Raw genomic sequence first — 25,663 nt, 5'->3', positions numbered from 1 at the left:
GCCATGGGTGTTCGACAGGGTGATGCGCAGACTCCGCACGGTCCGCACGCCCCACGAGGGCGGGGCGACGAGCGCGGCACGGCCCGCGGCCGAGCGGCCGCGGCAGCACAACCTCTTCGAGGCCGCGGCGACCTACGTCTCCGCCTGCGCGGAGGACGACCAGCGGAGCATCGAGGAGGCTTCGAGCTGGGTCTCCCCCGAGGCGCTGTCCTTCGGGGTGAACGAACTGGCCTGCCGGGCGGTGATCGCCCTCGCCCGCGAGCGGGACGAGTCCCCGCAGTCCGTGGCCCGCAGTCTCCTCGGACTGCCCGCCGCCTGATGGCACGCCCCGGCGGGTTACCGCCGGTTGCGGATCAGCTCGCGCCGGATTCCTGCCGCGAACTCTCGACGTCGGGGTTACCCACTGGTTAAGGTGCGCCGACGAACGATCGCATGGGGAGGATGCCGTGGCCGGGACGGACCAGGCGGCGGACGACGACGAGCTCTTTGTGCTGACCGCGCTGCTGCTGACACCCTCGCAGTTCCCCAGCGTGCTCGGCGACGACTACCCGGCGGCGTGCGCGTCGCTGGGGCTCGAGCCGTACGCCGACGGGTACGGGCTGGTCCTCGGCCAGGACAGTGACGGCGCCCGGTGGACGGTCGTGATCGACGACGTGTCCCTGGTGGCCGTCGCGATCGCGTCGTGGGACTGCGGGATGGAGTACGACCTGTCGCCCAGCGACCGCTCGGTCGTCGCAGGCCTGCCCGGCTGGCCGCTGGCCGTGGCGACCGTCGCGCCCGGTGTGCCCGCGCCCCACGACCCGGCCGAGGAGGACGGGGGCGGACCACCGCTCACCCCGCCCGACACGAACGCCTGGGGTCCCGCCCAGCGCCGTCTGGGTGCGGACGAGGTCGCTCTGCAATGGGCGGTGTGGCGCGAACAGGTGGCGGATCAGATGACGTTCGTCCAGCCCGACGTGCCGCAGGAGGAGCGCGCGACACCGCACGAAGGGGTGCGACGGGTGCTCAAGGAGCTCCACAGCTATGTGGACGACGCCCCGCCGCTCGGACGGGTTCGCTCCAGCTTCGCCCCGGACGGTGCCCGGATGCTGCGCGCGGACGGGCCGGGCTGGTCACTGGTGGCCAGGACCGACGACATCGCGTTCGTGCTGCTGGACGAGGAGCCCGGCGAGGTGCTGCCGGTGGGACGCGGACCTGAACTGCCGGGTCTGCTGGAGGCACTGGACAAGATGGCCGTGCGTCCTTCCTGAGGATCTGCTCGGGCCTGGTCACACCCACCGGCCGAGCGCGGTGCGCGGCGCCGGTCGGCGAGCACGGCTGAGCCCGCTCCCGTGGTTCCTCAGTGGTTCCTCAGTAGTTCCTGAGCGGCTTCGGATGGCCCTGCCTGAGCCCCACATGAGCGGCCATCGCCAGGTGTGGGCCGACCCTATGGCCGTACGGAGGGGGCCACAGCACCCTGGGGCGGCGCACCCACCTCTTCGCCGTTGACTCGGAGGCCGCCGCCATGCGTCTGTTCCGCCCGACCCGGAGAGCACCGGCCCTCGCCGCGATGCTCCTCGCGCTCGCCACGACGTCCACCACGGCGTCGCTCGCCGACGCCCGCCCGGCGGACGCGGAGGCGGCAACCGCCCACTGCGCCCGCCAGCACCGTCTCGACGTTCCCGGTGCGGCGCGTCAGCAGGCGGCCTGTCTCGGGGATCTGACCACCGCGGCGCTGGCCGGGACCTCGTACACCGACACGGCGGACCAGGCCGGCCTGGCGGCTACGGGCACCCGGAACCCCTCCGGGGTGCCGGGCATCCAGATCGACGGCTACTTCCCTGACGACTCGCGTCTCAACGCCACCCACGGCTGGCGGCATGACGCCCAGTTCGTCATACGGCTCCCCGACCGGTGGAACGGCGGACTGGTCGTGACGGGCGCCCCCGGCACCCGGAGGCAGTACTCCACCGACACGCTCATCTCCGACCATGTGCTGGCGCAGGGATACGCGTACGCCGCCACCGACAAGGGCAATACCGGGCCCGACTTCTTCACGGACGGCCGCGGACCCGGTGACGCCGTCGCCGAGTGGAACCGGCGCGTCACCGAGCTGACGCGGGCGGCGAAGCGGGTGGCCGGGCAGCGCTACGGGCACGCACCGACTCGCACATACATGACGGGCATCTCCAACGGCGGCTATCTCACCCGCTGGCAGCTGGAGAACCACCCGGAGCTGTACGACGGCGGCGTGGACTGGGAAGGCGTCCTGTGGACCGCGCGCGGACCGAGCCCTCTGACGAGTCTGCCGGTGACCGTGGCCCGCACACTGGGCCGGGCCGGGGACGACGATCTGCTGGCGGCCGGTTTCGCGCCCGGTTCGCAGTTCCTGTGGCCGTACCACGAGAAGGCCTACTGGGGCCTCACCCAGAAGATCTTCCGGGCCGAGTTCGATCCGGCGTACGACCGGAACTGCCCAGGGGCCTCGGCGGGATCCTCACCGGAGCAGATCTTCGCGGTCTGCCCCTCGGACGCGGACTACGATCCCGCCTCACGTCCCGCGACGGTGCGGCGGGCGCTGGCCAAGGTGGCGCTCACGGGCAGGATCGGAAAGCCGCTGATCACCCTGCACGGCGATCTGGACACGCTGCTGCCGATCCGTCAGGACTCGGAGGTGTACGCGCGAATGATCGACGGCCGCGGCCGCTCGGCGCTGCACCGCTACTACACGATCGAGGCGGGCACGCACACCGACGGCCTGTACGACACGTATCCGGACCGGCTGCGGCCGATTCTGCCCTGCTACCGCTCGGCGTTCGCGGCGCTGACCGGCTGGGTGGAGGACGGCACGGCACCGCCCGCGGACCGGACGGTTCCGAGGCCCGGGAGCGGTGACGTGGTCAACTCCTGTGCGCTGGACCGAGACTCCGCCGTGCGGTGAGCCGAGGGTCCGACGTGCGGTGAGCCGAGGGTCCGACGTGTGGTGAAGGCCCGGCGTGCGGTGAGGGCGCGGCGCCCCGCTCAGCGCTTGCTCAGGTGTCGTCGCCCTCGTCGACCGGACGACGTCAGACCCGCTCGAGGGGACGGTGCGGACCGTCCGGCAGGTCGACCCTGATCGTGTCGCCGGGCCGCACCACGCCACCGGTCCTGACGACGGACATGATCCCGGCCCGGAGCACGATAGTGCCGTCGTCGTCACGGCTGGCGACCTGCTTGAGCAGCCCCTGCTGGAAGTTGTCGATCTGGAGGCAGGGGTTGCGCAGGCCGGTGACCTCGACGACCGCCTCGTCCCCGAGACGCAGCACCGTGCCGGTGGGGAGGCCGAGCAGATCGATCCCGCTCGTCGTGATGTTCTCCCCCAGGTCGCCGGGGCGGACCTCGAAGCCGGCGTCCCGCACCTCGTCGAACAGCTCTTCGTGGATGAGGTGGACCTGACGCAGGTTGGGCTGCGTGGGGTCCTGCGCGATGCGGGAGCGGTGCTTGACGGTCACCCCGGAGTGGACGTCGCCCTCCACTCCGAGCCCGGCGAGCAGCGTGATGCTGTCCCTGTTCGGCTTCGTGAACGCGTACTCGCCATTGCTGCTGACGGTGGTGATCCGTCCTGATGTGCCCATTCCTCGGAGCTCCCCTCTCCCATGCCGGTGATCGTTTCGGAGGATACCTCCGGCGGACCCGTCCGGCAGGGGCGAGGGAGACTCCCGCTCAGCGACCGATCTCCTTGCGGTTGATCCTGCGGAGCCGGCGGCGCTGTGAGGGATCGAGCGCGAAGTACGCCACTGCGGGCACTCCGACGATCACCAGCAGCGACATCCAGAATCCGATCAGCGGGATCAGGAGCAGGCCCACGGCCACGCCCCCGATGGCGATCTTCGCACCTGTCGACATCTTCGAACCCTCCTCCGCGGCACCGTGCCGCCACTCCCTGCTGTGAGAACGCGCCCGCCCGTCCGCCGGTTCCCCTCAGCTCCCGCTCGCTCCCGTACGCAGCTCACCACCGACCTCGTGCATATGGCCGAGAGCCTGGCGGTAGGACTCGACCAGTCCGGTCTCCGTGTAGGGCATGCCGAGGCGACGGCAGTGGGCCCGCACCATGGGCTGGGCCAGTCGCAGATGCGGGCGGGGCATGCTCGGGAAGAGATGGTGCTCGATCTGGTAGTTCAGACCGCCGAGGAACCAGTCCGTGAGCAGCCCACCGCGGATGTTCCGCGAGGTCAGGACCTGCCGCTGCAGATGGCCCCAGCGCTCACCGTTGTCGTCGCCGGGCATCTCCATGCCCTTGTGGTTCGGCGCGAACGCCATGCCGAGGTGGAGGCCGAGGAGCATCTGGTGGAGGAGCGCGAAGGTGAGGGCCTGGAGCGGGGTGAGAAAGGCCAGCAGCAGCGCGAGGTAGCCGACGGCATGGGCGATGAGCAGTCCGCCCTCGACGGCGCGCCGGCCGGCGGGTCGTCGGCTCCTGCCCGCGGACCTTGCGTCCCTCGGCGCGGAGAAGACGTGCCGGAAGCCCGCGATCTTGAGGGCGAGGGCCTCCAGTGTGGTCAGCGGGAAGAAGAGCCATGCCTGGTGGCGGGTGATCCAGCCGCGGAAGCCGGTGCGGCCCTCGGCGTGGTCCTTGCTGAACACCAGGACGTCGGGGGCGACGTCGGGATCCTTCTCGGTGTGGTTGGGGTTGGCGTGGTGGCGGTTGTGCTTGTCGTTCCACCAGTCCTGGCTCATCCCGAGCAGCAGGTTCCCGTGGATGAGCTGCAGCATTCTGCTGATCCGTCGGTCGGACGTGATCTGCGCATGGCCCGCGTCGTGCGCGACGAAGGCGGTACGTGCGGACAGCACGGCGAGCGGTGCGGCCAGCGGCAGCACCCACCAGGACGGGCCGATGAGCACGATGCCCGCGACGACGGCGGCGAGTGCGAGCAGATTGAGCGTGATGACGCGCGCGTACCAGCCGGTGCGGCGTTCCAGCAGGCCCTGTTCCCTGACGGTCCGCAGGAGTGGCGCGAAGTCGCTGCCCGAGGACCCGGTCGACGAGGCCGACCCGGTGGACCCGGCCGGGTCCTGGGCCCCGGCGGCCCCGGCGGCTCCCACCGCGCCGGTGGGTTCCGCGGATCCCCCGGGTGCCGATGCGCGGCCGCTGCCCGGCGGCGGGGCGGGATCGGCGGCAAGGGCGGTGGCGGTGGCCTGGGACATGGCGGTCTCCGGTCTGTGGGCCGTCGCGCCGGCGGCGCGCTCGACTGCTGCACTGCTCTGACCTGAAGAAACGTATGAATCCGCGGCCCTTCGCGACCATGACGCCAGCCCCCGGAAACGGCGGGGGGACTGCCGGGGCGGCGAGGTGGTGCTGACGACACCTCGGCCCACGGCACGGGTGCCCAGGGTCCGAGTGAGGTATCCTCGGCCGCTCCGCCCTCCAGTAGTCAAATTTGAGGAATGCGTCATCGCTGTGCACCGGCTTCCCGCGGCAACGCTCTCCGAGACCTCACGACTCACCCACTGCTCCGCCGTCTTCCTGCCTTCGGACCCGCCCCGCGCGGGCAGAATCGCCTTCTGGCACCCCGATGGCGGGCGCATCGAGGGTCCCGGCACGGCCACGGAACTGACCGTGGCCGGCCCCGGCGGCCGTACGTACGCGGCACCGGCCCGACTGCTGCCCGTACGGGACGCGCTGCCGGTCCTCATCCACGCGCGGGTGTCGCCCGAGGCTTCCGTCGCCGCCGCGTTCTGGGGCGCCGCGACCGTGCTCGCCCTCCAACTGGCCGCGCGCGGGCTGCTGCTGCCCGGTCTCACTGCGAGCGACCACGACGCCTGGCGGGCCGGGCCGCTGACCGCCGAGGACCTGGACCTGGTCCGTACCCTCGCCGCCTCCATGCCGCCGACCGCGCACGCCGCGCCGCTGGACGCGGGCGCCGCACCGGTGCTGCTGCCCGAGCCCGAACGGCTGCTGCGGGACTTTTTCGACGCGGTCGCCGACGGGTTGCCGCGGACGCCCGCGGCGTCGCTGGTGGCCGGCTCCGACGCGTTCGCGGCGGACGAGCCCCGGCGGCTGCCCCAGGCGCGGGCCTGGGTGCAGGATGTGGCGGCGGGCCATGACGCCGGCGTACGTCTGTCGTTGCGCGTCGAGGTCCCCGGCATCACCGGCATCACCCGCGCCGCCGACCCGGCGGGTCCCGGGAAACCCGATGAACCGGCAGGTCCGGCAGGTCCGGCGGGTCCGGCGAGTCCCGAAGGTCCGGCAGGTCCCGAAGGACCGGCAGGTCCCGAAGGACCGGTGGGTCCGGCAGGTCCGTCCTTCCGAGCCGTGCTGCAACTGCACAGCGCCGGCGATCCCGCTCTGGTCGCGGACGCCGCCGCCGTGTGGGCCGGCGGCCAGGACGCCGCCTTCGGGCCGCGCGCCCGGATGGACGCGCTGCTCGCGCTGCGCCGGGCCGCACGCGCCTGGCCGCCCCTCACCCCGCTGCTGTCCGCGGCCGTGCCCGACGCGATCGAACTCGCCGACGAGGACGTCACCGAACTGCTCGGCGACGCCTCGCAGGCACTCGCCGCGACCGGTGTGCAGGTCCACTGGCCCAGGGAACTGGCCCGCACACTCACCGCCCGGGCGGTGATCGGACCGCCGGAGGACATCGAACCGCAGGAGAGGACGGAAGGCTCCGGCACGGACCCGATGGGCTCCGGGATGCCTTCGTTCCTGTCCGCCGACGCACTGCTCACGTTCAACTGGCGGTTCGCGCTGGGTGATCAGCGGCTGACCCGCGCCGACCTGGACCGGCTGGCCGAAGCCGGCAGGCCCCTCGTGCGACTGCTCGACCAGTGGGTGCTCATCGACCCCGCCGAGGCCCGCCTGGCCCGGGAACGCCATGACCACAAGGTCTCCCCCGTCGACGCGCTCGGCGCCGTGCTCACCGGCTCGACCGAGGTCGGCGGACGTCGCATCGAGGTCCAGGCATCGGGATGGCTGGAGCGGCTGCGCGAGCAGTTGGCCGATCCCGAGGGAGGCCGGCAGGAGATCGCCCAGCCCGCCGCGCTCGCCGCGACCCTGCGCGACTACCAGCTGCGCGGGCTCAACTGGCTGCACAGGATGACGTCCCTCGGCCTCGGCGGCTGCCTCGCCGACGACATGGGACTGGGCAAGACCATCACGGTCATCGCCCTGCATCTGCACCGGCAGACCGACAGCTCCGCCGCGGGACCGACCCTCGTCGTGTGCCCGACCTCCCTGATGGGCAACTGGCAGCGGGAGATCGAGAAGTTCGCCCCCGGCACGCCGGTGCGCCGCTTCCACGGGACGGCGCGGAGCCTTCAGTCCCTCGCGGACGGCGAGTTCGTCCTCACGACGTACGGAACGATGCGGCTCGACGCGGCGAGACTCGCCGGGGTCGACTGGGGCCTGGTCGTCGCCGACGAGGCACAGCACGTCAAGAACCCGTACGCGACGACGGCGAAGCAACTGCGCACCATCGGCGCGAGGGCGCGGGTCGCGCTCACCGGCACGCCCGTCGAGAACAACCTGTCCGAGTTGTGGGCGATCCTCGACTGGACCACGCCGGGGCTCCTCGGCCGCCTGGGGATCTTCCGGACACGGCACGCGCAGGCCGTCGAGGGCGGCGACACGGCGGCGGCGGAACGGCTGGCCTCGCTGGTGCGGCCCTTCCTGCTGCGCCGCCGCAAGTCCGACCCGGGCATCGCGCCCGAACTGCCGCCGAAGACCGAGACCGACCGGGCCGTGTCCCTCACCGCGGAGCAGGCGGGCCTCTACGAGGCGGTCGTCCGGGAGACCCTCGCGGCGATCTCGGCGTCCGGCGGCATGGAGCGGCGCGGGCTGGTCATGAAGCTGCTGACCGCGCTGAAGCAGATCTGCAACCACCCGGCGCAGTACCTGAAGGAGGAGCGGCCGCGGATCGCGGACCGGTCCGGGAAGCTGGAGCTGCTCGACGAGCTGCTCGACACGATCCTGGCCGAGGGCGGGAGCGTCCTCGTCTTCACGCAGTACGTACAGATGGCGCGGCTGCTGGAGCGGCATCTCGCGGCGCGCGGCGTGCGGACGCAGTTCCTGCACGGCGGCACGCCGGTGGCCGAGCGGGAGGCGATGGTGCACCGCTTCCAGGAAGGTGAAGTGCCCGTGTTCCTGCTGTCGTTGAAGGCCGCGGGCACCGGGCTCAACCTGACCCGGGCGGGTCACGTCGTGCACTACGACCGCTGGTGGAACCCGGCCGTCGAGGCGCAGGCCACCGACCGGGCGTACCGCATCGGCCAGACCCAGCCGGTCCAGGTCCACCGGCTCATCGCCGAGGGGACGATCGAGGACCGCGTCGCGGCGATGCTGGAGCGCAAGCAGGAACTCGCGGACTCGGTGCTCGGCTCCGGCGAGGCGGCGCTGACCGAACTGACCGATGCCGAGCTGGCTGATCTGGTGGAGCTGCGAGGGGGCGCGCGATGACGAACGGCGGAGTGATCGACGGATCGAGCGGCGGGTACGAGGACGAGCGGACGTTCGCGGCGCTCCCTCCGGCGCGGGGGCAGGGCTTCGCGCAGACGTGGTGGGGGCGGGCCTGGCTCAAGGCGCTCGAGGACACGGCGCTGGACTCGGAGCAGCTGAAGAAGGGGCGCAGGCAGGCCCGGGACGGTGCGGTGGGTGCCGTGTCCGTCCGGCCGGGGCGGATCACGGCCGTGGTCAGGGACCGGGACGGCACCGCGTACCGCAGCGATGTGCTGCTCCAGGAGCTGACCGGCGACGAGTGGCACCGGTTCCTGGACACGGCGGTGGACCGGGCGGGGCACATCGCGGCGCTCCTGGACCGGGAGATGCCGCCACATCTGGTGGAGGACGCGGCCGGCGCGGGGGTCGAACTGCTGCCGGGCATCGGCGATCTGGAGCCCGAGTGCACATGCGAGGCCTGGGATCTGTGCCCGCACACGGCCGCCCTCTGCTACCAGGTGGCACGGCTGCTGGACCAGGATCCGTTCGTGCTGCTGCTGTTGCGCGGGCGCGGGGAGCGGCGGCTGATCGATGCCCTGCAGGTGCGCAGCGCGGCGCGGGCTGAGCCGTCCGCGGCAGCGCCCGAGGGAGTGCCCGAGGGGGTTCGGGCGGACGAGGCGTTCGCGGCGGCGGGCATCCTGCCGCCGCTGCCGGCGGTACCGCGGCTGCCTGCGGAGGCCGGACTGCCTCCGTCGCTGGACACGGAGACGGCGCCGCCGCCGGGGATCGACGGTGACGCCCTGGAGTTCCTCGCCGCGGACGCGGCGGTGCGGGCGCACCGGATGCTGGCGGAAGCGCTGGGCGCGGTCGGCGGACAGCCGCTCGCGGAACTGCCCGGGGACCCGGTGCTGACGGCGGGCCAGGACGCGGTACGGCTGGCCGCGACGGCCCGGAGCGCCCTTCCGGCGGAGGTGGCGGCGCGGCTCGCTTCGGGTTCGGGCCGGGAGCGCTCGGGCCTCGAACTCGCCGTCCGTGCCTGGCGGTTCGGCGGTGCCGCGGGCCTGGCCGTCCTGACGGACGATGCTGTCCCCGACGAGGTCCTCGCACGGGCCGAGGCGCAGCTCGCGCAGGACCGTGATGAGGGCGGACGCCCGCGGCTGCGGGCCGCGGGAGCCGGGCGGTGGACGGTGCCCGGCGCGCAGGCGCAGCTCCGCGTCGGCGCGGACGGTCGCTGGTGGCCCTTCACCAGAGCCTCGCGCGGCCCCTGGACGCCCGCGGGCCCACCCGCCCCGGACCCGGCCTCGGCTCTGGCGGGCCTGCTGCCGGAGGCGTGACGACGCCCCGGGTGCCCGCTCCGCCGGGGAGTGACGTTCGGTGGTCGTTGCGTGACCCTTGTCGCGGACCGCGGCCGGCACGACGATGGGCCCGTACGCAAACCGGCGACCGGGAGGCCGAGTTGACGGACCCATGGGTGGCGCTGGAAGCCGGGGGCGACGCGGTGCGGCGCGGTGGTGTGCTGCGCAGGGCGTACGAACAGTTCGCGACGGCGGGCAGGGTGGAGTCGGCCGTCCGGCCGGTGGTGGCCGAGTCCTGGCGGCGCTGCGCACGAGCCAGTGTCACGCCCGAGGGCCGGGCGAGCGTGGAGCTCGGTGACGACGAGCTCGCCGTCTACCGCGACGGACATCCGTTGTCGCGGGTGATGCCGGTGATCCGGGAACTCATGGGTGTCTACGCCGTGGACGGCGAGCATCTCGTCGCCGTGTGCGACGCGCAGGCGCGGCTGCTCTGGGTGGAGGGCCATCCGCAGACGCGGCGGCGCGCCGGGCGGATGAACTTCGTGGAGGGTGCGCGCTGGGCCGAGTCGGTGGCCGGAACGAACGCCCCGGGCACGGCGATCGCCGTGGACCGGCCTGTGCAGGTGTTCGCGGCCGAGCACTTCCGGAGGCCGGTGCAGGAGTGGACCTGCGCGGCGGCTCCGGTCCACGATCCGCACAGCGGGCGGCTGCTGGGCGCGGTGGACATCACCGGTGGTGACCGGCTGGCGCATCCGCACAGTCTGGCGTTCGTGGGAGCGGTGGCGCGTGCCGCCGAGTCGCAGCTGGCGCTGTTGTCGCCGCGGCCGCCGGGCGACACTGTGCGGCTGACGGCGCTGGGCCGGGACGAGGCGCTGCTGATGACGGAGGGCCGCACGGTGCGCCTCAGCCGCCGGCACAGCGAGATCGTCGTGGTGCTCGCCCGTCACCCGGAGGGGCTGAGCGGGGAAGAGCTGCTGCTCGAGCTGTACGAGGACGAGCACATCACCCCGGTCACGCTGCGGGCGGAACTGTCCCGGCTGCGGGGTCTGCTGGGGTCCGCGCTGCTGCGGTCCCGTCCGTACCGGCTGGCGGTGCCGGTCGACGCCGACTTCGACGCGGTGGCCCGCCGGGTCGCCTCGGGCGCGGTCGCGGCGGCGCTCGGCGGGTACCCGGGTCCACTGCTGCCGGCGTCCCAGGCACCCGGTGTGCTGCGGCTGCGGGAGCGGCTGGCGGACCAGCTCCGTACGGCGCTGATCGCCCGCGCGGACCCGGGGCTGCTCGCGGAGTGGGCGTACAGCCCGTGGGGCGAGGACGACCTTGAGGTGTGGCAGGCCCTCGCCGCCGCCCTCCCTGAGGGCCGACGGCCGGCGGCGGAAGCGAGGGCACGGGCGCTGGATGCGGAGTACGCGGCCGCAATGCCACCCCGGCGTCACCTGGCGCTGTAGCCGGAGGGCGGGGGACGGTCCTACGGTCCGCGCCTCGCGGCGGCGACAGAGCCGGACGGCGCGGTACTCATGCCCGCCCCCGGGTCCGGGCCGGAGCACGCCCCGGTCCCCGACCGAGGGGCCCTGCGGCCTGCCGCCGTTCAGTACGGCGCCTCCTGTTGGTGCGGCGCCTCGTCTTGGTGCGTTGTCTCGTGTTGGTGCGATGTCTCGTGCCGGCTCGGCGCCTATTGCACCGGGGCGGCGACGGCCGCGTCGATCAACAGCGCGGCCGCGGCACGCGCGGGCGCTCCGGGGCTGAGGCTGTTGAGCGCGGTGGCGCGGGCCACGGCGCCGTCGTAGAGCAGGGCCAGCTGCTCGCCGAGGGTGTCGGGATCGCGGGCTCCGGCCCGGCGCGCGATCACCGCGAGGCGACGGGCGAATTCGGTCTTGTAGGCGGCCGCGAGCCGGTGGACGGGGTGCTCGGGGTCGGGTACCTCGACGGCGGCGTTGAGGAAGGGGCAGCCGCGTAGCGGGCCGTCGGAAACCGGCGGCTCGCCGTCGAAGACGGCGAGGAGCTGTGCGCGTGGGTCGTCCCCGTCGCCGGCTTCGGCGACGGGCAGCAGCCCGTCCTCCAGCTGCCGCAGATAGGCGTGGACGAGGGCGTCCTTGCCGTCGAAGTGCGTGTACAGGGTGCGCTTGGAGACGCCGGCGACGGACGTCAGCTGCTCCATGCCGGTCGCGTTGATGCCCTGGGCCGTGAACAGCTCGGTCGCCGCCGCCAGGATCCGTTCCCTGGCGCCTCTGCCGCGCCGCCGACCGGTGGGAGAAGGCTCGCTCATACCTCAAGGATACCGATCGTTTTACATAGGGCAGGGGCGGTGCTAGCGTGGCCGCATAAGTAAACCGATCGTTTTCCTTCACCCTTCTCGCGACACGGCCGCGCCGCACGCGCGACGCGCCCCGGCCGAGGAACACATCCGGCGGGGGCCTGTGCCCCTCGCCCGCATCACGGGCAGCCCCGGCGGCAGACCGCCGCCCGGAGGCACACCCGGCCTCCCACCGCCTTCGGACGAACCCAGGACCCTGGAGAGCTTCATGCGCTACACAACCTTCGGACGCCGCACGGGACTTCGCGTCTCGCAGTACGCACTCGGCACCGGCAACTTCGGCACCGGCTGGGGCGCCGGGGCCGAGCCCGACGAGGCCCGCAAGATCTTCGACGGATTCGCCGAGGCCGGCGGGAACTTCATCGACACCGCCGACAACTACCAGTTCGGCGAGTCCGAGAAGCTGCTGGGGCAGTTCCTCGCCGCCGATCGCGACGCCTTCGTACTGGCGACCAAGTTCTCCAACGGCGCCACGGCGACTCCCGGCATCACCAGGACCGGGAACAGCCGCAAGACCATGCGGCTCTCGGTGGAGGCGAGCCTGAAGCGCCTGGCCACGGACTACATCGACCTGCTCTGGGTCCACTTCCCCGACGATCTGACGCCGATGGAGGAGATCCTGCGCGGCATCGACGACCTGGTGAGCCAGGGCAAGATCCTCCACGCGGCCCTGTCCAACTTCCCCGCCTGGCGCGTCTCCCGCGCAGCGACCCTCGCCGACCTGAAGAACTGGGCCCCCGTCGCCGGCATCCAGATCGAGTACAGCCTCGTCGAGCGGACCCCCGACCGCGAGCTGCTCCCCATGGCCGAGAGCCTCGGGCTGGGGGCCGCCCTGTGGTCGCCGCTCGGCGGCGGGCTGCTGACCGGCAAGTACCGCCGGGGCACCGAGGGCCGGCTCAGCGACCTGAAGAAGCTCGTGCACACCGAGTCCAGCGGGCAGAAGACGGCTGTCGTCGACACCGTCCTCGCCGTCGCCGAGGAGACCGGCGCCTCCCCCGCCCAGGTCTCGATCGCCTGGATCAACGAACGAGCCGCGCGCGCGACGACGTCCTTCGTCCCGATCATCGGCCCCCGGAACCCGGCCCAGCTCGACGACTACCTCGGCGCCCTGGACGTCCACCTCACCGCCGAGCAGTACGACCGCCTCTCGGAGGTCAGCGCCATCGCGCCCGGCGTACCCCACGAGGCGAGCGCCGGAGTCCTCGACGCCGTTCAGGGCGGCGACGCCTCCCGCTTCGACCGACCCGCAGCGCCCGTGGCCTGAGGCCGCCACCCGCGCGGCCACGCACCGCCCAGCCCCACCCGCATCACCTGCACCACCTGCACCACCCCGGGCGACTCCCCTCACCCCAAAAGCACCCTCTGGCGACCCGATTCCCCACTTCGTGAAAACAGTCACATTTGGGTCACTTTTCGCCCGATTTAGTGGATTGTGTTGGGCGAAGTACGTTCACCGGGCTGTTCCGGCGGCCCTTCGGGCGTCGTCGCGGCCTGTCGACGCCTAGGGAGTCTCATGGCACGCGTATCCCGCGCAGCACGCAACCGGCGGTACGTTCTGCCCGCCGCCGGCGGGGCGGTCGTCCTGGCATTCGGCGGTCTCTACACCGCCGGGCTGACGACGGGGGACATCGCCGGGGGCACGCAGGTGCGGGGGGTCGACATCGGCGGGATGAGCCGGTCGGAGGCCCAGCAGGTCCTGGACCGGCAGCTGGGCCCGTCCTTCGCGGCACCGCTCACGCTGAAGATCGGCGACCGCGTCGAGAAAGCGGCTCCCGGCACCCTCGGCCTGTCCTTGGACACGGCCGCGACCGCCGAGCGTGCCGCGAGCACCTCGCTCGACCCCGGCACCGTGATCGGCAGGCTCTTCACCTCGCAGCACCAGGACGTCGAGCCGGTGATACGCGTGGACGAGCGCAAGATCCGGGCCGCGATCGACCGCATGCGTACGACCGCGAAGCGTGACGTCCGCGACGGAGCGATAGCGTTCGAGGAGGGCCGGGCGATGGCCGTCGCTCCGGTCACGGGCACCTCCCTGATCACGGACCGGGCCATGGACACGCTCCGGGACGGCTATGCGCGCGCTGCGAGCGCCCGGCCGATCGTCATGCCCGTGAAGCGGACACCGCCGCGGATAGGGCCCCAGGAGACCGAACGGGCCATGAAGGAGTTCGCGCAGCCCGCGATGTCCGGGCCCGTCACGCTCACCCTCGCCGGGAAGTCCGTCACCGTCGACCCGTCCACGCTGGGCCGGCATCTGACCATGAAGCCGGGAGCCGACGACCGCCTCACGCCGGCCCTCGACTCCAAGACTCTGCTCGCCGACCCCGAGGTCTCGGGCCCGGTGAGCCAGGCCGCGCAGGAACCCCGGAACGCCGAGCTCGGGCTCGACGGCGACCGCGTCGTGGTGACCCGCGACAGCCGTGTCGGCCACGAGGTCACCGAGCAGGCGCTCGGCCAGGCGGTGCTGCCACTGCTGACCCGCACGGGCACGGCCCGTACCGGTGAGATTCCCGCCAAGGCAGTCCAGCCCGAGTTCTCGAGCGCCTCGGTACAGCAGCTCGGCATCAAGGAGAAGGTCTCCTCCTTCACCGTCGAGTTCCCGGCGGCTCCCTACCGCATCACCAACATCGCCCGGGCCGTGGAACGCATCGACGGCTCGGTCGTGCTCCCCGGCCAGGAGTGGAGCTTCAACCGCACCGTCGGTGAGCGCACCAAGGAGAACGGCTTCGTCGACGGCATCATGATCAACGACGGTCAGTATGTGAAGTCGCCCGGCGGGGGCGTCTCCGCCGTCGCCACCACCATGTTCAACGCCCTGTTCTTCGCCGGCGTCAAGCCGGTGGAGTACGGCGCACACTCGTTCTACATCGAGCGCTACCCCGAGGGCCGCGAAGCCACGGTGGCCTGGGGCACCCTCGATCTGCGCTGGCTGAACGACTCAGGCCACGCGCTGTACGTCCGCGCCGAGTCCACCGACACCTCAGTGACCATCAGCTTCCTCGGCACGAAGAAGTACGACGAGATACGCGCGACGAAGGGGCCGCGGACCCACATCAAGGCGCCGGGGACGCGCACCGGCACCGGCCCCGAGTGCGAGGTCCAGACTCCGCTCGAAGGGTTCGACGTCGCCGTGGACCGCATCTTCGTCCAGGGCGGCCGAGAGGTCGGCCGGGAGAACTTCAAGACCCACTACACACCGCGCGACAAGGTCACGTGCACCCCAAAGGAAGCGGCGTCCCCCGCACCGGCCGCGGACAAGCCGAAGGCACCGCCCGTACCTGTGGCGAGCGACGGCCCCGAGGGCAGCTGACCGGAGTCCCCGACGTTCGCGCAGGCCTCCCGGGCGCCGCAACGCGGTTGCAACGTACGACTCCCTAGGTTCGGCGCCGGAACGCCGTCCAACGGCGGACGGCGGCAACTCCGGGAGGCCTCCGAGATGACTCGTTACGCCGCGCCTGGCACGGAGGGCGCACTCGTCACGTACGCGTCCCGTTACGACCACTGGATCGGCGGCGAGTACGTCCCGCCGGCCCGCGGCCAGTACTTCGAGAACCCGAGCCCGGTCAACGGGCAGCCGTTCACCGACATCGCCCGCGGCACCGCCGAGGACGTCGAACGCGCCCTGGACGCGGCGCACGCGGCCGCGCCCGCCTGGGGCCGTACCGCTCCCGACGCCCGCGCGAACATCCTGCTGAGGATCGCCGACCGGATGGAGTCGCATCTGGAGGAACTCGCGGTCGCGGAGAGCTGGGAGAACGGCAAGCCGGTACGGGAGACGCTGGCCGCCGACATACCGCTGGCCATCGACCACTTCCGCTACTTCGCGGGGGTGCTGCGCGCCCAGGAGGGGTCGCTCAGCGAACTCGACGACAACACGGTCGCGTACCACTTCCACGAGCCGCTCGGCGTGGTGGCGCAGATCATCCCGTGGAACTTCCCGATCCTGATGGCGGTCTGGAAGCTCGCCCCGGCGCTGGCCGCAGGCAACGCGGTGGTCCTGAAGCCCGCCGAACAGACGCCGGCGTCCATCCACTTCTGGATGAGCCTCGTCGCCGATCTGCTCCCGCCGGGCGTCGTGAACATCGTCAACGGCTTCGGCGTGGAGGCGGGCAAGCCACTCGCGTCCAGCCCCCGGGTCGCCAAGATCGCGTTCACCGGTGAGACCACGACGGGGCGGCTGATCATGCAGTACGCCTCGGAGAACATCAAGCCCGTCACACTGGAGCTGGGCGGCAAGTCGCCGAACATCTTCTTCGACGACATCTGGTCGGCCGACGACGAACTGCGCGACAAGGCGCTCGAAGGCTTCACCATGTTCGCCCTGAACCAGGGCGAGGTGTGCACCTGCCCGTCGCGTGCCCTGATCCAGCGCGGCCACTACAGCGAGTTCCTGGACGCCGGCATCGCCCGTACCGAGGCCATCGTGCCGGGCCATCCGCTGGACACCGACACGATGATCGGCGCCCAGGCCTCCAACGACCAGCTCCAGAAGATCCTTTCGTATCTGGACATCGGCCAGCAGGAAGGCGCCAAGGTCCTGACGGGCGGTCAGCGGATCGAGTACGACGGCGAACTGGCGGGTGGCTACTACGTCCAGCCGACGATCTTCGAGGGCGACAACCGCATGCGGATCTTCCAGGAGGAGATCTTCGGCCCGGTCGTGGCGGTCACCTCCTTCGCCGACTTCGACGACGCCATCAAGACGGCGAACGACACCCTCTACGGGCTCGGCGCCGGCGTATGGACCCGCGACATCAACCAGGCGTACCGCGCCGGCCGCGCGATCCAGGCGGGCCGGGTCTGGACGAACTGCTACCACGCCTACCCGGCGCACGCCGCCTTCGGCGGCTACAAGCAGTCCGGTATCGGCCGTGAGACGCACAAGATGATGCTGGACCACTACCAGCAGACGAAGAATCTGCTGGTGTCGTACGCGCCGCAGAAGCTGGGCTTCTTCTAGAGGCACACGAAAGGGCGCCTGACCTGGGTTTTCACCCGTCAGGCGCCCTTCGCTCAACCCGCTCTCGACCGAGCCCGGCTTGCGCTCTAACTCCCAATTCCTCCCACGACTGCACCCCTCCTGACCAGTACTTCCGGACCAGTCACGGACCAAACCCCCGGTTCAGCCCTCGGGTACGTCACCTTGACTGACGCGCTGCCACTCGTTCATGGACTGCTCGATGAGACGGTTTGCCTGCTCTCGAAGGCCGTCGAGGAACTTGGCGTAGTGGCGAAAGAGAACCTCGATGCTCTGGCCGGCGCGGCGGGCGCACTCGGCCGGGTCCACTCCGGAGTAGAGCCAGAACGAGATCCCGGCGTGCCGGAGATCGTAAGGCCGCTTGGCCAGGCGAGAAGTGCGCTCAGTACGAGTCAGGGCGTATTCCCGGGCCCGCGCCCACGTGATGCCGTAGGCGGCCGCGTCCACGTAGTTGCCGGCCTGGTTCCGGAAAAGCCGACCGTCAGGTGCCACGTCGAACTGATTCACATGGGCACGCAGCATGCGTACGAACTGCGGCGGGATGGGAACAGGCCGCGTCGCGCTTGCCGCGCGACGCTTGAGCGAGTGCACCTCGTGCACCTCACCGTCGTCGGTCCACTCCTTGCCAGACGTGACAACCCCGCCCGAGAGGTTCAGCATCCCCCATCCCGTCTTCGGCAAGTGGCATTGATCGATCCGAAGGTGGATGACCTCAGCTGGCCGCAGAGCCGCGAAGTACATGCAACCGAAGAATGCTTCAAGATGAGGACCCCGCCCCCGCTGGCGAGCAACGGCCTCGAGCAGCCGAAGCACCTGGGCCGGATTGGGAACGGCGGCCGGATCCACCTCCTCATTGACTGCTGGCGCTTGCCACCGGAGCCCCTTGAGGGGGTTCTCTGCGAAGTACCCCTTCTCCACCGCAGTGTTGAGAGCTTCGTTGAACGCAGCCCTCTTGCGTCGGGCTGTTTTAGCCGCAGCCGCTTTGCCGTCCAGCTTGCGGCACATCGCATCGAGGGCCCGCCTCAGAACGTCGGCTTCCGCGAGGGCGCTGACCGGCAGCGAGTTCCGCTTCATCCAGTCCAGCGCGTGGAGCCACTCCTCGGTGGGCTCGCACTCCCAGGCTTTCTTGTTGAATGCCCACGAGTACAGGGCACGCCGCAGTACCCGCGGATCGGAATATGCTACGCCGGGACGTACCAGGGCGGGCGTGACCGTAGCGAAGGCATCAGCCAGGGTGCGGCGGGTGTTCCCTGGCGTGCGCTCCCATCTTTGCTCGATGTATTCGTGCACCAGGTCGTACCACGTAGTGCGCTGCTTGATGGCCCGCAACTCGGATGCCGGCAGACCTGTGTGCTCGTCAAACGGCTCACCCTCGCGCGCAGCTGTCATCAGCTTCGCACGCCGGCTGTCAGCAAGCGCGAACGCGATGAAGGACTCAGACTTCTCTCGCCCGTTAACCGTCCACCGAATCTGGAAAGGCTTGCGCCGGTCGGGGCGCTCACGTATCTCCCAGAAGCGGACGTTATAACTCATCGCCATCCAGGCGTATCCCTTTCACACGCATCCCACCACGCATCCAGATCGGCGCGGCGGCAGCGCAGTTCACCATTGGGCAGCTTGATCATTCGGGGTGCCTGACCGCGAGCGCGCAGGCGGTAGAAGGCCGACGGGCTCATCCTGATTTCCGCTAGGACCTCGGCGAGCTTGAGCGCAGGTGGACGAGCCATTGATATTTCCTCGGATGTTCCAGATGTGTCGGCGGCCCAAGCGGCAGTGCTCGACTTGCACCCACTCCGCCACAGCTGATGGGTAAATGCTGTCAGTTACGGGGACTACTGGGCGCCGACATGAAGGGCCATGGTGTCCGAACGGCTCCACCACCAAGCACAGCCGCCGAGAACACCTCAATGGTCGTCACGATCGCCGGTTTGGCCAACCGGCGATCGTGGTCTATGTTGCGCCCCCGCAGTGGAACTAACGGACGATTGCTAACGGACGAAACGCAGGGGCCAGCCGGCGCGATCGGAGAACGAGGCCGCGCCGTCCGTCACGGATACCCCGAGTCCCTTGTCAACTAGCCGATCCAGATCGCGTGCAACGACACGCTCGGGAGCAGCGACAGCTCGGATCATGTGCTTGGGTGGGGCTCCAGGTGCGTCGCCATGCGCGCGAGGACCACTCGATCCCATACGATGCAGCAAGTCCTCGGCAACCAACGCGGTCGCACAGACGCAGAGGCACAGCGTCGTGGAGGAGCGGCGCAATGCTCTCGATCCGATGTGTTCCATACGCTCAGGGCGCCAAGTGCCAAGCAGATGGGGGTGTTGAATCGGACGGATCGGAGAGCGGCATTCGATAGGGGTGCTCCTTGGGTCGGGGCCTCTGCGATGAGGCCGAGCAGCGCGAGGTGCCGGACTCCGTCATGGTCGACCTGCAGGTCGGCCCGAAATCCAGAATCCCGTCACTGTCCTGGCGTTTTCCGGGACGTTGTACGTTGACATATCCCCAGAGGAGGTTCCAGTCCTTCGGGGATATTTCTCGTCTGCCGTGAGCGAATGCCGCGCCGCGGGAAGGCCAACCGGAAGACGTAGGGAGCGTTCCGTCGGAGAAGAGGGGCAAGGCGTGCTCCTCCTTCACCTGACGCGGTCGCACCGTGATGCCGGTGTGCACGGTGCCAGCGACCAGCCCGGACGAGAAGCCGACAACCTCCGATAAAGAGGCGGCGCGGAAGTCGCTGGCTGTACTGGAGACATACCAGTGGACGGCGCAGATCACGCGCAATTGGGGCCGGAGTGAAACAGGAGAGCTACAACACCTGAGTGTCGCGGCGTTTGCGAGGGCTACATGGATCTCTTTCCAGTTCCAGGGTCACGGCTCTGCACGGCCACGCAGGCAGTTGACACGGTACTGAGCCTCTGCTTGCCACTCGGGTCGCATCGACGCATGCGGGGCTGTGTAGGTCGTCATGCGCAACTCCCGATCCCCAACGAGGAACTCGTATCCTTCGTACATCGGTGGGGACGTGCCGTACGTCTCGCAAAACTGGGCGTAGTCGGTCTCGGTGGCCGCGTCGGCCGTCGTCATCTCCGCGGCCGTGGAGTCAAGATCCCACTCCGACGGCACGACGGCGACCAGCTTGGAGTCCATCAGTAGCGGACGGGCCGTCATGCGGTCGACGTTGCCAACTCACACGTCACCATTCACGACACACTCGGGTGTGCCCGCGGGCCTGTGCCCCACCAATCCCGGGGTTCCGCTTTCGATGCCGCAACTACCCTCGACTGTCCTCGGGCAGGGGCGTCGCCGCCTCGATGGGATGGCGTCCCGCCCGGTGGTGTAGGGGATCAAGGCGCCGGAATCCGCAGACCAGGAGCAGTGCCCGCGCGCTGTCCGACGTCCAACCCGCCTCACCGGCACGCCTCCTGGGCTGCCGTCTGCACGAAGATCACCATGGGCCTCGAACCGGAACGCGCAGCGCTTGATCCCCTACACCACGTCGTGGGGCACGACCCTCGATGGCTCGGCGACCCGCATGATCGGGTCGGGTCTGTTAAGCGGAGAGTCCGGCACGGGCTGGGATGGTGCTGCTTCAGCAGCGTGACGTGTGCCCTTGACGGCTCGGTAGAGTCGCGCTAACCGAGCTGGAGAGGCAATTGCATGGCCAACGAGATTGTGATCGCGCAGACGACCAGCGACAACGAGGATCAGGCGAAGGCGCTGGCCCGTGGCGCGGTCGAGAGCAAGCTGGCAGCGGGCGTTCACATTGATGCGCCGATCACAGCCTTCTACTGGTGGAAGGGGAAGGTCGAGACGGCGCAGGAGTGGCGGATCTCGTATATGACTACGACGGACCGTCTCCCGGCACTGGAGGCGTGGCTGCACGAGAAGCACCCGTACGACGTCCCCCAGTGGATCACGCTGCCCGTGACCGGCGGGTCGGAGGCGTACCTGTCCTGGGTTGTCGAGGAAACCGCATAGGTTCTGCGCAGCGCCGGGCCGGCCGTACGACGGCGTTCGCGTCCTGGGCTTACCCGCCTACTGCGTGTGGGGACTCAGGATGCGAACTGTCGTAGATAGCGGCCGAGTTCCTGCTCGCTGTCTGGGAGCGACGCTGCGATAGTCGATGCGCGCTCCTTTCCCATCGTGTTGGGTTTGGCCTGTGCCGCTGCGACGAACTGGCGTGACACGTAGACCCCTTGGTCGACGTCACCTCCACGCAGCAGGGCCGAAGCGAGATCACCGAGGACCACGACGCCTCCGTCCGGGAGTTCGTCTCCGAGGCGGTTGACTGCAGTGTCGGCTGTAGCGGTGAGTTCGGGACGCCCCAACTGGCCGTAGACGGAGAGGGCCAACGAGTCCATGCGGTACGGGGTCACGAACCGGACCCACGCCTGCTCGCTGGTGTGATCCGCGAAGTCGTAGGCGAAGCACGCTCGCTCCAAGGCCCGGAGTGCCCCCGTCTCGTCGCCGGCCGCCGCGGCTTCCTCCGCGTGCCTGCCGAGGACCCAGGCGGCAGCAGTAGCGTTGCCGTGGCCTCGCACGTCGCTGGCCGCTTGAGAAAGGAACTCCAACTTCGCCCTCGGCGTCGAGGCGCCGTAGCTGGTGTAGGTCAGGGCCAGGGCTCGGAGTGGAGGGTGCCCGGCGGTCGCCGCGCACTGCGACGTGACCTTGTAGTAGGCGTCGGCTTTGTCGTGCTCGCCCAGGTCCCAGGCCACCCAACCAGCCAGAGCGGCAGTTTCTCCGGCGGCGATAGTGAGAGCCCGTTCGTGTTCGCCGGCACGGGGCAGGGCCGCGGTGATCGCGTCAAGATGTGACTCGACCGTGCTTTGTAGTCGCCGGGCACTGAGATTGAGTTCCTGGACGTGCAATTCAGCGGCCCGGTCGATGAGCGCGACGGCGGAGGGCGAATCGATCTTGGACCCCTTACTGAGGGCGAAGGCCAGGCGCCCCCAGGGCTCGGCAGCCGCGCTCACGCCGATGGCGGCACCACCCAGCAGCGTGCGACGCTTCACGGCGTCCTGATCCTCCCCTGCATTGGCATGCCCCTCTCTCTTCCGAGCGCGGGCAGCCTTAGCCTCCCGCTGTAGTTCCTCGAAGGGCACACCGCAGGCCGCCGCGATATGGCCGATTGTGTGATTGGTAGGAATGTTCTCAAAGTTCTCATAGCGGCTGATCTCTCGGCGGGTCATGGTGTCCCGGCCGGAGACAGCGTTGATCGCGTCTGCCTGCTCCTCCTGCGTCCGGCCCGCATCCTGCCGAAGCCGGAGGAGCAGGTCGGCGAACGGATCTGGCATGAGTGTGACCTCTGTTGGTGGGCGGAATCCAATCATGGCCTCAATTCCCCCTCTGTTTTCCCCCTTGACAGATTTTTCCCCCTCTGGATTCCCCTGGTCGACGGCGTCGCCGCGCGGTGCGATAGCCCCCATGACCAGGCTCCAAGAGGCGACCCCGCCCGGCGGGGGCATCCGTAGTTCTGCGGCCACAGCAGGCACGTCGTGTGTGAGGCCGGCCCAGGAGGACCGACGCAGCACAGCAGCATTGGCCGACATACCGGCGGCACCCCATGCCTGTCAGGCGGCCCTTCTCCCGGATCCCACGAAAGCTGGGGAGATGCGGCAGACAACCAGGGTGTTCCTGCGACGGTGCCGTGTTTCGCAGCCGGTGGCGGGGTTCGTCGTGCTGGCCGTTTCGGAGCTGGTCACCAACGCCGTGGTTCACGGTGAGCGCGAAGTCGTGCTCCGGATCACGGTGACCGTCGACGTGGTGCGGGTCTCGGTAACCGACCGCAATCCGGCCCCCGCTGTACTCAAGGAAGCCGGACCTGACGGTGAATCCGGTCGCGGGATCCGGCTTGTCCATGCGATCTCAGACGCGTGGGAGAGCAGCGGCGAGGAGACGTGGTGTGAGTTCCGGTACGCGAGGGCTGCGGCTTGAGTCAGACCTCCAGCTGGTCCCCGACCAGCCAAACGACGAGCAGCACAGCTCAGTCACTCCCGTTACGCAGGGCGCTCCGAGGGCCGTTCGCTTGCCTTCGCCCAGTAGTTCGGTTCGAGCATCTCGCCAGGCCATGCGGGCTGATGGATCGGGCCCCGAGGTCCCATCTGTTCGAAGTACGGTGCCAGGTCGATCACGGGCGTTCCATCTACGGCGTCGAGATCGGTGACCAGGAGGTCCCGGCCTTCGACCTTGAGCAACCGCGGGTAGCTGATCGCCAGTTGGTTGGGGCGCCGGTGGTTGCGGTGGACGAACGTACCTGTCGGCGGCCAGTTCTGGTTTCCCCGTGGGCTGCGTGCGTGGAGCTCGACGTCTTCGGGTCGCGCCAGGTGGAAGCGCCACGTCACCGTCAGGTGGGAGAACTCCCCGATTCCCTGCAGCGTTTCGAGGGGGTACGCGTCGTCGAGCCGAATGATCGATTCGACCCCGCCCTGGTAGTCGTCCTGAACGCGGGTGTGGCCCCCGACGACTGTTGCGATCGACTCGACCTCGTACGTCGCCATCGGCGCTCGTTCCTCTCCCTCGGCGTAGCATGCACGGCGGCCCCCGGCCAGCGCCGCGAACCCGCTCTGTGGTCAGCCTATGGTGCGCAGCATGCCCCGTGCCCGGTGGTCCAGTTCGGTGACATGTCGGCCTCCGCGTTGCCGGACGGGCGAGAGGTCACTCTGGATGCGGACGATGACGTCGCGGGCACGGCCGGACTGGACGCCGGCCATGGCGTCGAGTGCTTGGTTCCAGGTGGCGCATGCCTCGTCGAGGCGGCCTTGCTGGACCTGGACGGCGCCGAGGTAGCCGAGGGTCACGCTGTGCGTGCGGGCGTACTGCTGGCGGCGGCGGGTCGCCACGCTGCGCTTGAAGTGGATCTCCGCGTCCAGCGGCTGGCCCATGTCGCGCAGGGCGCAGGCTGTCTCGTGGGCCAGGGAGGCTTCCTGGAAGAAGCTCACGCGGCTCGGAGCCTCGCTGTTGTCGGCGCGGGAGAGATCCCGCTCCGCGCGGCTGATGGCCGCGAGAGTGCCGGCGCGGTCGCCGTCGGCTGCGAGGGCGCGTGCGTGAACGATCGCGAGCAGGGCTTTCTCACGGTGGCTAGCTTGGCCGTAGCGGTCGCGGTTCATGGAGGCGTCGGCCAGGACGAGGGCGCGGCGGGGGTGCCCAAGGTCCACGGCTTGGTGCGCGAGGGCGCGCAGGATGTGGCCGCCGAGCGGCCCGTCGCCCGCTTCGGCCGCTATGCGGGCGGCGAGAGTGAGGTAGCGCTGGGCGGTGCGGTGCTCGGAGGCGTCGAAAGCCATCCACCCCGACAAATAGGCCATCTCCGCCACGGCCGAGTAGGTGTCGCGACGAAGCTGCTCCGTGCGGAACCTGCTGCCGAGCAGGGGCACCGCTTCGTCGCGAAGATGGCCGGCGAGGGCCGATCGGCCAGAGGCGCCGCCTCGCTGCTGGTCACGCGCGGAGTAGAAGGTCGTCAGATCGCGGACGTCGTCGATGTCGGCCTGCGTCACCAGCCGGGAGGAGACTGCTGGGCGCTTCGCCGCCGCGGCAGGAGCGGCTGCCCACCACGAGGCGGTGGGCAAGGCCAGGCCGGCGGCCGAGTACGCGGCGGTCGCCAGCAGCTTACGTCGGTGCATATCGAGGTCGTCGCTTCCCAGCTCGGCCAGCACGGTCAGAGGATCGACGCTCCAGTCGGAACCGCTGTCGGTTTGGCCTGTGCCTTCACCTTCCAGCCCGAGGTCGGCCAGGGTGAGGCGGCGGCCGAGCCTGCGGGACAGCGTCTCGCGAAGGATATGAGGTGCCTGACCGCTCGGCTGCGTGCCCTGCACCCACATGGCGATGTGCGAGCGGGAGATGGCCTCCAGCTCACGCACCCCGCTCTCCGCGGCTACCCGGGCGACCGCTGCGGCTGCTTGCGGCTGAGACCAGCCCGCTTCGCGCAGAAGTGCGGCGAGGGCGACGTTTCGCACACGGGCCATGGGCTGCCCCTCGGTTCCGAAATGATCTTTGACGCCTTTGACGGCCTCGGCGGTCGCGCAGGCATACCCCCCAGCGGGGATTCACGGTTCGCTCAACGTAACGACCGGATCACTCACTTTGCACGACGACCGCCGCCTCCGCACGGCGAACCCCAATCAACTTGGCCTGATCCGAACAGGAGTTGTGTCATGCGCCTCTCGCTGGCTCCCCGCCAGGACGCCTGTCAATACGTCGCGTCCAACAGGAAGGGCCGCATGGCTGTCGAGCCGGTTTCACCGCGCAATCAAGCGGTGGCCGCGGCCGAGACAGTGGCGCTCGTGCTGGACGAGGACTCGCCGCTGCCGGAGACCACCGCCGACGTTGAAGACCTCGCGAGGCGTCTGCGCGGTCACATCAATCGACTCGGCGTCTTGGTGCCCAAGGAGGAGCCAGCGCTGCGCCGCGCGCAGCAGCTCGGCTCGGCGGGGGTCCCCGACGGCTACATGCCCAGCAGGGCGCATCTGGTCCAACTGGCCGAGGCGGCCCAGGAGCTCGTGGCGACCGTGGAGGCCCACGGCACCGGCAGTGCGATGCGGCAGCGGGGACGGCGTTGGCGGACACCGCCGATCAACCTGCTGCGCGGCACATTCTTCGCGATCGCCTTCGCCTGTCTCGTCCTGGCCGCGTCGGTGCCCCGGACATGACCGCCACCGGGGCGGTTCTGATCGCCCTGATCCTTGGTCCCACGACATGGC

General features: G+C 70.2%; 22 protein-coding genes. 12 read left to right on the top strand and 10 right to left on the bottom strand.

What is annotated here, in order from left to right:
• Window positions 1-7 precede the first annotated feature (7 nt).
• From ACIQMR_RS31245 to ACIQMR_RS31235, 3 genes are all read left to right on the top strand, one after another.
• Window positions 8-319 carry a hypothetical protein gene (locus ACIQMR_RS31245; RefSeq protein WP_401394332.1) on the top strand — a complete coding sequence of 104 codons (312 nt, stop codon included), beginning with the start codon at window positions 8-10 and terminating at the stop codon, window positions 317-319.
• A gap of 127 nt (window positions 320-446) precedes the next feature.
• Complete coding sequence (locus tag ACIQMR_RS31240; protein WP_401394330.1) at window positions 447-1,250, top strand: hypothetical protein; 804 nt, start codon at window positions 447-449, stop codon at window positions 1,248-1,250.
• 254 nt (window positions 1,251-1,504) lie between these two features.
• Window positions 1,505-2,920: a tannase/feruloyl esterase family alpha/beta hydrolase gene (locus ACIQMR_RS31235; RefSeq protein WP_401394327.1), complete on the top strand. Its 1,416-nt coding sequence runs from the start codon at window positions 1,505-1,507 to the stop codon at window positions 2,918-2,920.
• A gap of 124 nt (window positions 2,921-3,044) precedes the next feature.
• On the opposite strand, the gene ACIQMR_RS31230 is transcribed toward ACIQMR_RS31235, so the two are convergent.
• From ACIQMR_RS31230 to ACIQMR_RS31220, 3 genes are all read right to left on the bottom strand, one after another.
• Window positions 3,045-3,593, bottom strand: coding sequence for an MOSC domain-containing protein (locus ACIQMR_RS31230; protein WP_401394324.1), 549 nt, complete (start codon window positions 3,591-3,593; stop codon window positions 3,045-3,047).
• Between the two features lie 88 nt (window positions 3,594-3,681).
• Complete coding sequence (locus ACIQMR_RS31225) at window positions 3,682-3,864, bottom strand: hypothetical protein (protein ID WP_266389331.1); 183 nt, start codon at window positions 3,862-3,864, stop codon at window positions 3,682-3,684.
• A 75-nt stretch (window positions 3,865-3,939) separates the two neighbouring features.
• Entirely contained in the window at window positions 3,940-5,160 is a 1,221-nt protein-coding gene (locus ACIQMR_RS31220; protein WP_401394321.1) for a fatty acid desaturase family protein, read from the bottom strand.
• A gap of 253 nt (window positions 5,161-5,413) precedes the next feature.
• Here ACIQMR_RS31220 and ACIQMR_RS31215 point away from each other — a divergent pair, with 253 nt between their 5' ends.
• From ACIQMR_RS31215 to ACIQMR_RS31205, 3 genes are all read left to right on the top strand, one after another.
• The gene (locus tag ACIQMR_RS31215; protein WP_401394318.1) at window positions 5,414-8,407 is read left to right on the top strand and encodes an SNF2-related protein; all 2,994 of its coding nucleotides are present in this window, start codon (window positions 5,414-5,416) and stop codon (window positions 8,405-8,407) included.
• Window positions 8,404-9,720 (top strand): SWF or SNF family helicase, encoded by a 1,317-nt coding sequence (locus ACIQMR_RS31210; RefSeq protein ID WP_401394315.1) that lies wholly within the window; start codon window positions 8,404-8,406, stop codon window positions 9,718-9,720. Before ACIQMR_RS31215 ends, ACIQMR_RS31210 begins: the two co-directional genes overlap by 4 nt.
• 122 nt (window positions 9,721-9,842) lie before the next feature.
• Window positions 9,843-11,126 (top strand): GAF domain-containing protein, encoded by a 1,284-nt coding sequence (locus tag ACIQMR_RS31205; RefSeq protein ID WP_401394312.1) that lies wholly within the window; start codon window positions 9,843-9,845, stop codon window positions 11,124-11,126.
• A gap of 224 nt (window positions 11,127-11,350) precedes the next feature.
• On the opposite strand, the gene ACIQMR_RS31200 is transcribed toward ACIQMR_RS31205, so the two are convergent.
• Entirely contained in the window at window positions 11,351-11,944 is a 594-nt protein-coding gene (locus ACIQMR_RS31200) for a TetR/AcrR family transcriptional regulator (protein WP_401394309.1), read from the bottom strand.
• Between the two features lie 256 nt (window positions 11,945-12,200).
• Between ACIQMR_RS31200 and ACIQMR_RS31195 the strand changes: the two genes are divergently transcribed.
• The 3 genes from ACIQMR_RS31195 to ACIQMR_RS31185 all read left to right on the top strand — a co-directional run bounded on the left by ACIQMR_RS31195 (window position 12,201) and on the right by ACIQMR_RS31185 (window position 16,952).
• Window positions 12,201-13,256 carry an aldo/keto reductase gene (locus tag ACIQMR_RS31195; protein WP_401394307.1) on the top strand — a complete coding sequence of 352 codons (1,056 nt, stop codon included), beginning with the start codon at window positions 12,201-12,203 and terminating at the stop codon, window positions 13,254-13,256.
• A 249-nt stretch (window positions 13,257-13,505) separates the two neighbouring features.
• Entirely contained in the window at window positions 13,506-15,302 is a 1,797-nt protein-coding gene (locus ACIQMR_RS31190) for a VanW family protein (RefSeq protein WP_401394304.1), read from the top strand.
• Between the two features lie 126 nt (window positions 15,303-15,428).
• The gene (locus tag ACIQMR_RS31185; protein ID WP_385476094.1) at window positions 15,429-16,952 is read left to right on the top strand and encodes an aldehyde dehydrogenase family protein; all 1,524 of its coding nucleotides are present in this window, start codon (window positions 15,429-15,431) and stop codon (window positions 16,950-16,952) included.
• Window positions 16,953-17,114: 162 nt separating this feature from the next.
• Here the strand turns inward: ACIQMR_RS31185 and ACIQMR_RS31180 are convergent, their stop codons facing one another.
• The 3 genes from ACIQMR_RS31180 to ACIQMR_RS31170 form a co-directional block, all read right to left on the bottom strand.
• On the bottom strand, window positions 17,115-18,509 hold the full coding sequence (locus ACIQMR_RS31180) for a tyrosine-type recombinase/integrase (protein WP_401394301.1): 1,395 nt from the start codon (window positions 18,507-18,509) through the stop codon (window positions 17,115-17,117).
• On the bottom strand, window positions 18,500-18,697 hold the full coding sequence (locus ACIQMR_RS31175) for an AlpA family transcriptional regulator (RefSeq protein ID WP_073946053.1): 198 nt from the start codon (window positions 18,695-18,697) through the stop codon (window positions 18,500-18,502). Before ACIQMR_RS31175 ends, ACIQMR_RS31180 begins: the two co-directional genes overlap by 10 nt.
• Before the next feature lie 1,141 nt (window positions 18,698-19,838).
• A complete protein-coding gene (locus ACIQMR_RS31170) occupies window positions 19,839-20,138 on the bottom strand; it encodes a hypothetical protein (RefSeq protein WP_401394298.1) in 300 nt (99 codons plus the stop codon).
• Window positions 20,139-20,627: 489 nt separating this feature from the next.
• Between ACIQMR_RS31170 and cutA the strand changes: the two genes are divergently transcribed.
• Entirely contained in the window at window positions 20,628-20,948 is a 321-nt protein-coding gene (gene cutA, locus ACIQMR_RS31165; RefSeq protein ID WP_401394296.1) for a divalent-cation tolerance protein CutA, read from the top strand.
• A 74-nt stretch (window positions 20,949-21,022) separates the two neighbouring features.
• Here the strand turns inward: cutA and ACIQMR_RS31160 are convergent, their stop codons facing one another.
• Window positions 21,023-22,264 (bottom strand): helix-turn-helix transcriptional regulator, encoded by a 1,242-nt coding sequence (locus tag ACIQMR_RS31160; protein ID WP_401394410.1) that lies wholly within the window; start codon window positions 22,262-22,264, stop codon window positions 21,023-21,025.
• Window positions 22,265-22,508: 244 nt separating this feature from the next.
• On the opposite strand from ACIQMR_RS31160, the gene ACIQMR_RS31155 reads away from it, so the two are divergent.
• The gene (locus ACIQMR_RS31155) at window positions 22,509-22,904 is read left to right on the top strand and encodes an ATP-binding protein (RefSeq protein WP_401394293.1); all 396 of its coding nucleotides are present in this window, start codon (window positions 22,509-22,511) and stop codon (window positions 22,902-22,904) included.
• 62 nt (window positions 22,905-22,966) lie between these two features.
• Here ACIQMR_RS31155 and ACIQMR_RS31150 read toward each other — a convergent pair whose 3' ends face one another.
• Window positions 22,967-23,467, bottom strand: a complete 501-nt coding sequence (locus ACIQMR_RS31150; protein ID WP_329159780.1) for an SAM-dependent methyltransferase — start codon at window positions 23,465-23,467, stop codon at window positions 22,967-22,969.
• A gap of 72 nt (window positions 23,468-23,539) precedes the next feature.
• A complete protein-coding gene (locus ACIQMR_RS31145) occupies window positions 23,540-24,928 on the bottom strand; it encodes a Tat pathway signal protein (protein WP_361370209.1) in 1,389 nt (462 codons plus the stop codon).
• A gap of 189 nt (window positions 24,929-25,117) precedes the next feature.
• On the opposite strand from ACIQMR_RS31145, the gene ACIQMR_RS31140 reads away from it, so the two are divergent.
• Window positions 25,118-25,612 (top strand): DUF6415 family natural product biosynthesis protein, encoded by a 495-nt coding sequence (locus tag ACIQMR_RS31140; RefSeq protein ID WP_401394289.1) that lies wholly within the window; start codon window positions 25,118-25,120, stop codon window positions 25,610-25,612.
• Window positions 25,613-25,663 lie beyond the last annotated feature (51 nt).

This window comes from Streptomyces sp. NPDC091376, assembly GCF_044757085.1.
GTDB classification, from domain to species: Bacteria; Actinomycetota; Actinomycetes; order Streptomycetales; family Streptomycetaceae; genus Streptomyces; species Streptomyces pratisoli.
The sequence above is the reverse complement of the archived record's forward strand: the minus strand, read 5'-3'. Positions and strand labels throughout refer to the sequence as shown.